The sequence below is a fragment of the Veillonella criceti genome (assembly GCF_900460315.1).
GTDB lineage: Bacteria > Bacillota > Negativicutes > Veillonellales > Veillonellaceae > Veillonella_A > Veillonella_A criceti.
Map to the genome: position 1 here is coordinate 837,501 of NZ_UHIO01000001.1, position 12,983 is coordinate 850,483.

Sequence of the window (12,983 nt, forward strand, 5' to 3'; positions counted from 1 at the left end):
CTCTGATAGATTTTTCATAGATAAGCTGAATCAATGTCAAAGTCATTTCAAAAGATTTATAAAATGAGTCAATTGGCAAAAATTCATATTTAGAGTGAAAGTTTAATGCTCCTGTAAAATAGTTTGGTGTAAGTATTCCTTTTGTGGAAATAAAGGATCCATCGGTACCGCCACGCATAGCAATTGTTTTTGGCGTAATCTTTAAACGATTCATCGCCTCATACACATAATCAATAGCTTTCTTATTTTCTTCAGTTATGGCATCAGCTATATTCCCATAAGTATCACTTAATTCACAGGTAATTGTAGCTCGTGGATACTGGGTCTGTAATTCTTTTACATTATCTTCAATCAACACCTTCTTAGCTTCATATTTTACTTTATCATGATCTCTAATATTTAATGACACAATCGCCGTTGATTGATTAGATTGTATACCTTGGCACCATATATATCCTTCTTTACCTTCTGTACACTCCGGTGTTTCCTCACGATTAAACATATTGATAAAATCAACGGCTACTAATGTAGGATTAAGCAGGACACCTTTCGCGCTCATTGGGTGCGCACTTACCCCATGAATCGTTACCTTGCCGCTACCAGCATTAAACGTTTCATACACAACTTCACCTAATTCACAAGAATCAATCGTATACGCAAAGTCTACAGGAAATCGTTCATACTCCATATTCTTCGAGCCAAATAATCCGCATTCTTCGTCAGGCACGAAGGCTACATAAATATCTCCATGGTACCGCGAAGTATCCTCTATTAAAGTATGTAGTGCCGTCATAATATTAGCAATCGCCGATTTATTATCAGCTCCTAATACGCTCGTACCATCGGAAACAATAATATCTTGCCCTTCATAAGGAGCCAACTCTGGATGCTCATCTCGTTTCATCACAATCGTTTCTACTGTATTTAGTACAATGTCGCCCCCATCATAGTTTCGAATCACTTGTGGATGTACCTTCGGTGATAAACTTACATCGACTGTATCCACATGCGCACAAAAACCTACAGCCGGCACGGTTCCTACAAAGTCACTAGGTAAATGAGCTGGTAAACGTCCTGTAAGTACTGCCTTATCACTAACATGTAAATCAACTAAGCCTATCGTTTCACACTCTTCACGCAAAAGGTGAATCATGTCCCATTGACTTTCAGTACTAGGAACCACAATACCTCCATTAGGTTGACTCTGAGATGGTATCTGTACATATTTTAAAAACCGTTCTATCAATTCTTCCCGTTTCAACAACATGAAAAACCTCCTTAGAACATTTGACGTGGATATACATAATCAGCTTGGAAACCAAGCGGAATATTTAGCCACCAGAAAATATATAATACAATCGTCAATGCAATTAATAATGCGATTGTATGTGGCAACATTAAACTACTCAATGTACCAACACCAGTTTTTTTATAATATTTCTGACAATAAATAATAATGAGTGGATAAAAAGCAAACATTGGCGTACATACGTTAACAGCCGAGTCACTAATACGAAAGGCCGCTTGTGTTAATTCTGGTGCAATGCCCACTGACATCAACATAGGAACAAAGATTGGCGCTAAAATAGACCACTTAGCCGAAGCTGATGTAATTAATAAATTAAGTAAACCTACGAACACAATGATACCAAAAATCGTAACTTGTGGTGGTAGTGCAAGCGATTTTAAAAATTCAGCCCCTGCAATAGCAATTAAAGCCCCTAAATTAGAAGCGCCAAATGCATACATAAACTGAGCAGCAAAGAAATAAAACACGATCAATTGTACTAGTGTATGAGTAATTTCTTCCATAGATTTAGTGAAATCTTTAGAGTTTTTAAAATTACCACTAATAATCCCATAAACGATACCGGGAATAGCACTTAACAAAAAGATAACAGCTACAATTGACTGCATAATCGGTGCTTTAAAACTGGCAATATTACCATCGGGATCACGAAGCAATGAATCGGCAGGCATTAAAGCAAGCACTAATCCCGCCACCATTAATACAAGTACTAAAGAGGAAATATAAAATGCCCTATTTTCTTTAGCCGTTATGGGTTTCATTGCCTCTTCTGATACATCTAAATCAGCGTCTAGTGGACATGCCTTACGACACCAAGGCTCAGTAATCTTTTCAGTAACCCACCAACAAACAAAAATAACAGGTATGGTTGCCACAACAGAAAAAAAGTAATTACATAATACATTTACTTCATACGATGGGTCAATTAATTGAGCCGCCATCTGTGTAAACCCTTGAATCACCGGATCAATCGCTGACGGTGTATAGTTAGCTGCAAAAGCCCCAGCAATCCCTGCAAACGAAGCTGCTACCCCAGCTAGCGGATGCTTTCCTGAAGCATAAAACAAATACGCAGCAATAGGAATAATAATCATATAACCACTATCAGGTGCTAAATGACTCAACATCCCTACTACGATAACAATTGGTGTTAACAAGAACTTAGGTGTAATGACTAATATCTTTTTTAATCCTGTATTTATATAGCCAGAACCCTGAGCAATACCAATCCCTAATGTGGCTACTATAACCATACTCAGTGGTGGAAATCCAGCAAAATTTCCCACCATTTTCGTCATTAAGGTAACCAGCGACTGAGCTGATAACATATTGGTTACCATAATTTCCTTCCCCGTAGTTGGATGAATATAGCCAAAATGCATGGTTGAGAAAATAGCCGAAACTACACATGTAATAACAAAAGCACCTATAAATAACATTGTAATATCTGGAATCTTGTTTCCCATTCGTTCCAACCAGCCTAAAAAACCGCCCACAGGCTGCACATCTTTTAGGTTAGGTTGATTAGATGGTTGCATTGCCATACAAACACCCCTTTCACCTAATCAGTAAATCCCTTTTTTGTATGCTTCAAAAATACATAGATTATCCTGACAAGCCTTAAAGACACACCTCCTTTATAGGATTTAGCCTATCTATTCGTATTAACACCATACTAACAATCCTGCTATAGAATGTCAAATGACAGTAAACATTTGTATATAATATATATTGTATACAAAAAACTCCGCAAAAGGATATTCCCTTCACGGAGCGCATAAATAACTCTATAATAGGCTATTCATAACCAAATTTATGCTATATAGCTTATCTCCACTAAATAGCCTTCTTATAAAATTGTTTAACATAGAAATGATAAATAAAAAGTCCTGCTAGTGCAATACAAGCATTAATTTGATACATCATAGCAAAGCCTACCCAGCCAATCACTAAACTTAAAATAGCTGAACCCAGACCAACACCAATATCGAGAGATAAGAAATAAGTCGCATTAGCAGCCCCTGCTCGTTCAGCTGAAGCCGCCTGCACACCCAAGGTCTGAAAGGCCGGACTAACAGCCCCATAGCCTAAACCAATAATAGGTGCTGACGCAATAACCCACCAAGGGGAACTTGCTAAACTTAAAATTATAATGCCAATAAAATATAATATAAAACCAGGGTAAATTAAACTATTAGCTCCCAGCTGATCAAAAGCTCTACCAACCCACGGCCGCGTTACAACAATGATAATAGCAAATAATACAAAGAAGAGACTCGCCATAGTGCCTTCACCCATTTCAGTCATCATAATGGGAACAAATACGAGGACTCCCGAGTAACTAAAACTAATGAAAACACCAATAATGGCCCAAGGCAAGGTATGTCGTTCAAAAAAACGGTCAAAGTTCCACGGACGATGTTTTGCCAAACGTGGTAAGGCCAACGTTTCATCAAGTCGTTTACGATTGGCCGCATAAAAACCTAAAAAAGCACAAACACTGAGGAACATAAAAAAAGCCTCAGTCCCCCACATATCTAATATAGTTAATCCTAAGAAAGGGCCAATAACCATGGCTACATTAACAAATACCGAAAAATAGCCAATCCCTTCCCCTTTACGATGTTTAGGTAATACCAATACAGCCACAGCCGCTACAGCCGTAGTACCGATAGCAAATATCATGCCATGCAACAACCGTAATAGAAAGATTAAATCCATAGACGTTGTAAAATTAAAAGCAATCATGATTAATAAAAAAATACCTGTAGTTAAAAAAAGTATGTTTCGTTTATCAAACCCGTCAATAATTTCGCCAGCAAACGGACGGCATAAAATCGTCCCTATCTGAAAATACGTCATAGCTAAACCTGCCTGAAAAGCGGTTCCCCCATAGACAGCGGTAATAATTAATGGCAACCCAGCAATTAATATATACTGACTCATATAAAATAAACAGCTACTTAAGCCACAACCTAAAAATTCAGCAGACCAAATTTTGTCCTTAGCTATAGCTTGTTCTGTCTCTTCCATTCCACTCTCTCCTTTCTAAAATGGTAAAACACAGTAGTCCGTAGACCACTGTGTTTTTATCTGCAAAACTTAAATTATAGACAAACCAACATCATCAATGCAAAAATTAATGAGCTTTGGCTGCATTACGAATATCTTTTTTATTGCGACTTTTCCAAATAGCCCAGATAGACGTAGCTACACAAATGGAAGAATAAGCCCCACTTACGAAACCTACAATCATACAAAGGGCAAAGTTCTTCGTTGTATCACCACCAAAGAAGTATAAGGAACAACAAGCAAATAATACCGTAGATAACGTATAACAACTACGGTGAATACTCTGTGCAATACTTGCATTCGCTAAATCAGCAAATGTATCAGACCGTTTATGTGTGTGTGTATTTTCACGGATACGGTCAAAAATAACTACCGATTCATTCATAGAATAACCAATTACGGTTAAAATAGCCGCCAAGAAAGAAGCATCAATTTCTAATTGGAAGAAAGAGAATACCCCCAACACCATAATAAGGTCATGGAAAATAGCCGCCAACGAAGAAAAGGCAATCCGATACTCAAAGCGGAAGGAAATATACGCAGCCAACACCAAAAAGGCAATAGCTAAGTTAATTAGCGCATGTTCTGTTACTTCAGAACCAATCACAGCCCCTACCGATTCTACACGTTTTACTTCGTTAGGACCGATATTTTTATTTAAGCTATCAACGATTGCTGCACTTTCATTAGAATCAAGGTTACGCGTACGAATGATAACATCATCACCTTCAGTGGCAGAACTTTCACCAGACAACTGAATAATTGCATTTTCAAGGCCAAATTGTTTTAAATCCTCACGAACTTGAGATACTTGAACAGGTTGTTCAAAGCGAACTTCTACAATCGTACCGCCTGTATAATCAATGCCCCAGTTAAACCCTTTTACAAAAATAGAGGCTAAACTAGCAATAACCAAGATTGAAGACAAAATAAACCACCAGCGATGATGTTTAATAACGTCAAAACGCATTATTTTTTGCCTCCTTTCTTATATAACTCCATAGTAGCTGTTGGTGATACATTAGCACCATACCAGAATGGATGATTCGTTAAATTACATTCTATGAGCATACGGAGTAAATAACGACTTACAAATACGGCCGTAATCATACTGATTAATACCCCTAGCCCTAACGTAACGGCAAAACCACGCACAGGGCCAGACCCAAGAACAAATAAGATAGCCGCCGTAATCATAACGGATACGTTCGCATCCACAATCGTTGCAAAAGCACGCCGGAACCCTGACTCCATAGACATGCGTAATGTTTTACCAACTTGAACTTCTTCTTTAAAACGTTCAAAGATAAGGATATTCGCATCAACGGCAACCCCCATAGAGAGGATGATACCAGCAATACCAGGCAGTGTTAAAGTAGCATCTAAGAAATGTAATACTGCTAACAACGCTAACACATAAATTAAAAGTGCCATCGTTGCCACAAAGCCAGATACACGATACAACACAAGCATAAAAGCAACAATTAAACCAATACCTACGGCAAAGGCGGTAACAGACTTATCTTTAGAGTCTTGACCTAATGTCGGTCCTACTGTACGAACTTCTAAGACATTAACCTTAACTGGCAAGGCCCCTGAACGAAGTAAGATAGCTAAGTTTTTAGCATCATCTAATGTTTGGCTACCAGTAATAACAGCTTTACCACCAGTAATAGGTTCATTAACAACAGGATTTGTTAATTGTTCCCCATCGAGATAAATACCAATGTGACGACCTACATTCATGGTCGTTAAATCACCAAATTTCTTGGCCCCTGCGTCAGTAAACTCAATGCCAACCATAAACTGTTTGTTCTGACCAATTTGCTCTTTTGCATCTTTTAAATCATTACCAGTTAAATGAACAACACCGTTTTCATCTTTAAATTCCATAACGGCTGTTTTACCAATCGTTTTAATCGCTTGATCTGGATCTTTAACACCTGGTAATTCAATAATAATACGTTTTTTGCCTTCACGCTGAATCAATGGTTCAGCTAGGCCCATTTCGTTAATACGGCGTTCAAGAATTTGACGAGCTCTCTCTACCGCATCATCTGTTACTTTGTTCTCCCCTGCATCTTCTGCTTCAAGAACAATATGCGTACCACCTTGTAAATCAAGGCCTTGTTTTATCGATTGAGCTAATGGCCCAATGAAATAGATAAACGCAGCCACAATAATGGCAATGGCCGCAAGAAATTTTGCAAGCGCCTTACCGTTCAAAATATGCCCCCTCCTTAATCCACTTAGGGTCAACAACGACTAAAAAAATTGTAAACTTCGTGCATCCGTAATTAAAGCACCTAATCGCTTATCGTGAACATCCATGGGAATTGATTCCGACACAACTTGTATGTCCCAAGCAACACCCACACAACGTTCAGTAGCTACCTCCGCTAGAAATCGATCATAATAACCAGCTCCCATCCCCATGCGGCCACCGGCTATATCAAAGGCGACGCCGGGCACAAGAATTAAATCTAAGTCTGTTGGTGCAATGCAATTATAAGGTTCTTGTGGTATACGAATCCGTAAAACACCTACTGAAACAGCATCTAAACTTATTAGTTCAGCTGCTACCATTTCCGTTTTACTAATACATACTGGTACATATACTTTTTTACCAGCTGCTAAGGCTTGCTCAATCAGACTATCTAGATTAGCCTCTTTCGGCATCGCCAAATAGGCCATTATAGTCTGTGCGTTTTGATACACTTCACTAGACATAATCCGTTCACAAAGAGACTTTGCACGTTCCTTACATTCTGCCTCAGACATGGCTTGGCGCCTTGCTTTAAAAGCAAGGCGCATCGTTTGCTTATCCATATTATTTGTCATCTTTGCCAAGCACATGAGCTACACTGGAACGAGCCAATTTAATTTCGACTTTTTCCGCAATTTGAAGCATAATTACTTCATCAGTCAAAGAATTAATAGTACCGTAAATACCACCAATTGTTACAATTTTTTGACCTTTTTTCAAGCTATTTAAAAGTTCATTACGAGCTTTTTGTTGCTTTTTCTGTGGACGATATAAAAGGAAATAAAAAATTACTACCATTAACAAAATCGGCCAACCAGCTTGAAATAATTGTTCTAAATCTGCCACTTTGAGTCACCTCCATAAACCAACACATCTATCTCATTCAACGTCGTAAGCCCCTTACTTTTTATAGGCCGCCCAGAATTCATCACGGAATGCTGGGAATCGATCTTCTAAAATAGCAGCACGCATTTGACGCATGAAATGCAATAAGAAATACAAATTATGATATGAAACTAAACGGAATGCCAAAATTTCTTCCGCTTTATATAAATGACGAATGTAGGCACGAGAATAATTACGACAGGCATAACATTGACACCCTTCTTCAATAGGGCCCCAATCATGAGCATACGTAGCATTCTTAATTGTTACGCGACCATTATGAGTCATAGCCATACCATTTCGTGCTACACGAGTTGGAAATACACAATCAAACATATCCACACCTCGGGCAACACCTTCAACTAAACAATCAGGAGTCCCTACTCCCATTAAATAGCGAGCCTTATTCGTAGGCAATAATGGCGTCGTATGTTCTAAAATATCATACATGATATCATGCGGTTCACCCACTGATAAACCACCAATACTATATCCATCAAAATCCATAGCCACTAACTCTTTAGCACTTCGTGTCCGAAGATCTTTATACATGCCACCTTGCACAATACCAAACATACCTTGAGTTGGCGATGTATGTGCCTTACGACAACGTTCTGCCCAGCGCGTCGTCCGCGCCGTAGAGCGATCAGCATATGCATAATCAGCAGGATATGGAATACATTCATCGAAGGCCATAGCAATATCGGCGCCCAATTGCTCCTGTACTCTGGTAGCAATTTCAGGTGATAAAAATTTCTTAGACCCATCAATATGAGACCGGAATGCTACACCTTCTTCAGTAATTTTACGTAAATCACCAAGACTAAAGACTTGAAAACCACCACTGTCCGTTAAGATACCACCACCCCAATTCATGAAACGATGTAACCCCCCGGCTTCTTCAACTAGCTCTGGTCCAGGCCGTAAAAACAGATGATATGTATTACTCAATATAATTTGAGCACCCATCTCTTTTAATTCCTCTGGCGACATAGTCTTAACCGTAGCTTGTGTGCCTACAGGCATAAACATAGGAGTCTTAAACGTGCCATGAGGTGTATGTAGAAGTCCTGCACGAGCACCTGTATGAGGACATTCTTTTTGTAATTCATAGGTAATAACCAAGCGTATCCTCCTATCTAACTATAGCTAATTGTAACCTATCAAGTAATTATTATAACACAATTTACCATGCATACCTAGATGTTTCTCATCTAACAAACCCATTCCTTATCGTATAAACATGGCATCACCAAAGCTAAAGAAGCGATACCGTTCCTTAACAGCTTCTTCATAGGCTTTTAGACAATGTTCACGGCCAGCTAATGCACTGATGAGCATCAATAATGTGGATTGCGGTAAATGGAAATTGGTAATCAGTGCATCTACCATTTTATATTCATAACCAGGGTAAATAAAAATTTGAGTCCAATCATGTCCAGCTTGTAATACTCCATTTTTAGTAGCCGATTCTAAAGTACGCACTGACGTTGTCCCTACCGCAATAATCCGCTTACCAGCTTGTCGAGCCTCATTGATAGTCTTTGCCGTTTCAGCAGTTACAACATAATATTCACTATGCATTTCATGATCTTCAATAGTATCAACTGACACAGGTCGGAAAGTACCTAACCCCACATGAAGTGTTACAAAAGCTAAGGTTACGCCTTTGGCCTTAATACGTTCTAATAACTCAGGCGTAAAATGTAAACCCGCTGTAGGCGCTGCCGCCGATCCTTTTTCACGAGCATAGACCGTCTGATAGCGGTCTTTATCTGCTAACTTTTCATGAATATATGGAGGTAAAGGCATTTCACCAATTTCTTGAATAATATCATCAAAAACACCTTGTGCCTCAAACTGAATAATACGTCCACCAAAACTCGTTTTATCAACTACAAGCCCCGTCAAACGATCATCAAAAACCAACTCTTGACCAACGGGACATTTTTTACCAGGCTTTACCAAGCATTCCCACTTATTATCACCACAAGGTGTCAATAATAACACCTCTACCTTACCACCGCTACCCTTGCGATGGCCATACAGGCGAGCTGGAATGACTTTAGTATCATTAAATACAAGAACATCATTATCAGTCAATTCATCTAAAATATCATAAAAATGTTCTTTATGACTAAGAGCTCCCGTCACTTTATCCAATGTCATCAAACGTGACGTATCACGTGGTTCTACGGGATGTTGTGCTATCAACTCTTCCGGTAATTCATAATCAAAATCTGTTACCTGCATGGTAAACCTTCTTTCCACTCTTAATATGCTTTTAATATTCTTTTTCTACTGAAACGCCTGTATAATAATGTTTCAAAATTTGTTTATAGTAATCGTTAGCTTTGGCTGGCGCCTTAGCCGCCATTGCCGCTGCGCCCCACTGAGATAGGCCTAAACCATGCCCCCAGCCATACCCACGGATGCTTACCGTATCACTTGCTTTCTTAAATGTATGGTACGCTTTAGGCTTTTTAAAACTATCTGCTGTAGCCGGTGCTTTAACATTTACATAAAAATCAAATAAAGTCGATTTAAGACCAAAGATTTTCATAATTGTATCGCCACTCAAAGTAAAGGATTTCTTAGACCCAATAAACTGAGCCGTTAACACACGCCCTGACACACCACGATCAGCTTGTTGCATAGGTCGTTTCCGTAATGTACTTATTTTAATCTCTTTTAACGTGCCCATATCCTTACCTGCGGCTTTCAATTTTTGCTCCATAGCGGAACGAGTTAACTTCACCGTCCAAGCGGAACTATCACCATGTTGTGCATAGTCCTTAACACCACGCAAATAAGGTACTACACTGCCCCATACATTTTCACTATTTTCAGTATAACCACCACCATCAGCATGGAAAAAGGCTTCTATTAATTGCCCTTTGTATTTTATTACCATACCTTTAGTCGCATCTACAGCCTTACTAGTGCTAACAAACTCAGCCGCTTGTCCATTATACACCTGATGATTGGTATTTGGTTGCACATCATAGGCTTTATTAGTACTTCGTTGCCTATTATACAAAGCATACGTACGCGCAGCTACCGCTTGTGCTTTTAAGGCTTCTTGTGGCCAACTAGGTACAACTTCAGCAGGCACTACACCATATAAGTATTCTTCTAAATCCACTTCATTAATAAGCATCATCGCCCCCGAAGAAGTAGGTACGACTTTTATAGCGCCTCGATACGGTTTACTATCCACAGTTACAGTACCTGGGGTATTGCCTTGCCACGATTTAATATACACACCACCATCTACCGCTTTACCATTAACAGTAATTTTATGATTCTTCACCGCTACCACTACGGCATCACCAGCGGTAACCTTAGGTAAGGCTGATTTATTTAATGCATATACAGCCATCTTGCCACTACCCGCTGCTACCCATGAACTATTCCGAGTTCCAAGTAACACTCGAATATCAGGAATTTGTGCCTCTACACCTTCTGAAAAAGCAGGTACTTTTGAAACTTTTGAAACTTTTGAAGTTTTTGTAATTGTTGGAGTTTTTGGAGTTGTTGCCGTATTTTTTGTAATTGTCTGTGACTTACCCGAATGTATTACAGCCGTAGTTTTAGTCGTAGTCGCTGTAGCCATTGTAGCTGTTGAAGTCGTACTAGAATTACCTTCTTTTGTCACCGTAATCATAGCCGCATCAGCTACCGCACCATACATAAGGACGGAGGTAAGTAATGTCGTCGCCACTACGCCTCGCCAATGTTTACTTATCATACGCCCTCCTTATTAACGCTTGCATTAGGATTTACAATGCCTAAATGATCATAAGCTAATTGTGTTGCCATACGACCTCGACTTGTACGCACTAAAAAACCGAGCTGCATTAAATACGGTTCATACACATCTTCAATCGTATCTCGCTCTTCGCTAATCGAAGCCGCAATGGTATCAATTCCTACTGGGCCACCTTGGAATTTATCAATAATGGCCAGTAAAACTCGTCTATCAATTCGGTCTAAGCCAATTTGATCAATATCTAACCGCTCTAATGCATCATCCGCAATAACATCGGTAATAACACCATTCCCTAATACTTGAGCTACATCGCGCACCCGCTTCAGAAGACGATTAGCGATACGCGGGGTTCCTCGAGAACGTCGTGCAATTTCAGAGGCCCCTGTTTCAGTAATAGTAGTATTTAATACATCGGCGGCCCGCTTTACAATAAATTCCAACTCTTCTTGCTTATAGTATTCTAAATGACTAATAATGCCAAAACGATCACGTAATGGCCCTGACAAAGCACCTGCCTTAGTTGTGGCCCCTACCAAAGTAAATGGCGGCAAATCAATGCGAACAGATCGTGCACTCGGCCCTTTGCCAACAATAATATCTAAAGAATAATCTTCCATCGCTGAATACAGCACTTCCTCTACACTGCGCGATAAGCGGTGAATTTCATCGATAAATAATACATCATGGGCTTGTAGATTCGTAAGCAAAGCCGCTAAATCACCAGGTCGCTCAATGGCAGGGCCTGACGTAATGCGGAAATTAACCCCCATCTCATTAGCAATGATACCTGCTAAGGTCGTTTTGCCAAGGCCTGGCGGTCCATACAGCAATACATGATCTAAGGCTTCTTGCCGCTCTTTAGCAGCTTGTATATAAACTTTTAAATTATTTTTTGCATCCGTTTGACCAATATATTCTTTTAAATATCGCGGACGCAAACTGAATTGCCAGGAATCGCCCAATTGCTCTTCCTTACCTACAATACGCATTTCATTATCAGCTACTCGTATTTCTTCTTTCATGGTTACCTACCTTTTCCCAATTCAGATAATACTTGACGTAACAAGGTAGCTACCTCTTGTTGCCCATCATCCAATTGTGTTAGCACCTCAGTAAATTCAGACTCTTTATAGCCTAATGAAAGCAGTGCTTCTGCCACCTCACCAGCTACCCCTAAACGAGTAATGGCCGGTGAAACGCTAGTTGCCACAGTAGCATTACTAGGCGCCGTTGTAAATTTCCCAATTTTATCTTTTAATTCAAGAACTAATCGTTCTGCCGATTTTTTGCCAATTCCAGGTAATTTTGTAAGTGTTCCCAATTCACCATTCATAATAGCGACTTTAATGCCATCTACCGAAAGCCCCGATAAAATCCCTAAACCCACCTTGGGACCAATACCGGATACCGAAATCAACAGCATAAACAAATCATATTCATCTTGTGATGCAAATCCATAGAGCTGAATAGCATCTTCACGCACACTCATATGTGTATATAAAAGAACTTCCGTTCCTTCCACTAAACTATCACGTGTACTCCCAGAAATATAAAGTCGATACCCTACACCATGCACATCAACAAAACAAGAGCCAGCAAAAATATGACTCACTATACCTCGCACAAATCCAATCATGGATAGGCCTCCTACTATCTATTAAATCCTATATAACACAAAC

At 39.4% G+C, this 12,983-nt stretch carries 12 protein-coding genes (1 of these 12 only partly in view); all 12 read right to left on the bottom strand.

Annotated elements, in window-relative coordinates:
• On the bottom strand, positions 1-1,267 hold the 5' portion of the coding sequence (gene pepT / locus DYE54_RS03685; RefSeq protein WP_115309968.1) for a peptidase T. Its footprint begins 5 nt before the window's first position; only the first 1,267 of its 1,272 coding nucleotides appear in the window; the start codon lies at positions 1,265-1,267; its stop codon lies beyond the left edge, outside the window.
• Positions 1,268-1,278: 11 nt separating this feature from the next.
• Complete coding sequence (locus DYE54_RS03690; protein ID WP_218564752.1) at positions 1,279-2,853, bottom strand: AbgT family transporter; 1,575 nt, start codon at positions 2,851-2,853, stop codon at positions 1,279-1,281.
• A 292-nt stretch (positions 2,854-3,145) separates the two neighbouring features.
• A complete protein-coding gene (locus DYE54_RS03695) occupies positions 3,146-4,342 on the bottom strand; it encodes an MFS transporter (protein ID WP_115309969.1) in 1,197 nt (398 codons plus the stop codon).
• Positions 4,343-4,448: 106 nt separating this feature from the next.
• Positions 4,449-5,351 (bottom strand): protein translocase subunit SecF, encoded by a 903-nt coding sequence (secF, locus tag DYE54_RS03700; protein WP_115309970.1) that lies wholly within the window; start codon positions 5,349-5,351, stop codon positions 4,449-4,451.
• Positions 5,351-6,607, bottom strand: coding sequence for a protein translocase subunit SecD (secD, locus tag DYE54_RS03705; RefSeq protein WP_115309971.1), 1,257 nt, complete (start codon positions 6,605-6,607; stop codon positions 5,351-5,353). Before secD ends, secF begins: the two co-directional genes overlap by 1 nt.
• 39 nt (positions 6,608-6,646) lie before the next feature.
• Positions 6,647-7,210, bottom strand: coding sequence for a 5-formyltetrahydrofolate cyclo-ligase (locus DYE54_RS03710; RefSeq protein WP_245935685.1), 564 nt, complete (start codon positions 7,208-7,210; stop codon positions 6,647-6,649).
• Between the two features lies 1 nt (position 7,211).
• Positions 7,212-7,493 carry a preprotein translocase subunit YajC gene (yajC, locus tag DYE54_RS03715; protein WP_115309972.1) on the bottom strand — a complete coding sequence of 94 codons (282 nt, stop codon included), beginning with the start codon at positions 7,491-7,493 and terminating at the stop codon, positions 7,212-7,214.
• 54 nt (positions 7,494-7,547) lie between these two features.
• Positions 7,548-8,657 (bottom strand): tRNA guanosine(34) transglycosylase Tgt, encoded by a 1,110-nt coding sequence (gene tgt, locus DYE54_RS03720; RefSeq protein WP_115309973.1) that lies wholly within the window; start codon positions 8,655-8,657, stop codon positions 7,548-7,550.
• 105 nt (positions 8,658-8,762) lie between these two features.
• Positions 8,763-9,785, bottom strand: coding sequence for a tRNA preQ1(34) S-adenosylmethionine ribosyltransferase-isomerase QueA (gene queA / locus DYE54_RS03725; RefSeq protein WP_115309974.1), 1,023 nt, complete (start codon positions 9,783-9,785; stop codon positions 8,763-8,765).
• A gap of 31 nt (positions 9,786-9,816) precedes the next feature.
• Entirely contained in the window at positions 9,817-11,283 is a 1,467-nt protein-coding gene (locus DYE54_RS03730; RefSeq protein WP_115309975.1) for a SpoIID/LytB domain-containing protein, read from the bottom strand.
• Positions 11,280-12,326, bottom strand: a complete 1,047-nt coding sequence (gene ruvB, locus DYE54_RS03735; RefSeq protein ID WP_115309976.1) for a Holliday junction branch migration DNA helicase RuvB — start codon at positions 12,324-12,326, stop codon at positions 11,280-11,282. The genes DYE54_RS03730 and ruvB overlap by 4 nt, the downstream gene beginning before the upstream one ends.
• A 2-nt stretch (positions 12,327-12,328) precedes the next feature.
• Positions 12,329-12,940, bottom strand: a complete 612-nt coding sequence (ruvA, locus tag DYE54_RS03740; RefSeq protein WP_115309977.1) for a Holliday junction branch migration protein RuvA — start codon at positions 12,938-12,940, stop codon at positions 12,329-12,331.
• Positions 12,941-12,983 lie beyond the last annotated feature (43 nt).

Excerpts from the sequence above, each read along its gene's own strand:
- DYE54_RS03690 (WP_218564752.1), bottom strand. The coding sequence starts at position 2,853 with ATGGCAATGCAACCATCTAATCAACCTAACCTAAAAGATGTGCAGCCT.
- DYE54_RS03695 (WP_115309969.1), bottom strand. The coding sequence starts at position 4,342 with ATGGAAGAGACAGAACAAGCTATAGCTAAGGACAAAATTTGGTCTGCT.
- secF (WP_115309970.1), bottom strand. The coding sequence starts at position 5,351 with ATGCGTTTTGACGTTATTAAACATCATCGCTGGTGGTTTATTTTGTCT.
- DYE54_RS03710 (WP_245935685.1), bottom strand. The coding sequence starts at position 7,210 with ATGGATAAGCAAACGATGCGCCTTGCTTTTAAAGCAAGGCGCCAAGCC.
- queA (WP_115309974.1), bottom strand. The coding sequence starts at position 9,785 with ATGCAGGTAACAGATTTTGATTATGAATTACCGGAAGAGTTGATAGCA.
- DYE54_RS03730 (WP_115309975.1), bottom strand. The coding sequence starts at position 11,283 with ATGATAAGTAAACATTGGCGAGGCGTAGTGGCGACGACATTACTTACC.
- ruvB (WP_115309976.1), bottom strand. The coding sequence starts at position 12,326 with ATGAAAGAAGAAATACGAGTAGCTGATAATGAAATGCGTATTGTAGGT.
- ruvA (WP_115309977.1), bottom strand. The coding sequence starts at position 12,940 with ATGATTGGATTTGTGCGAGGTATAGTGAGTCATATTTTTGCTGGCTCT.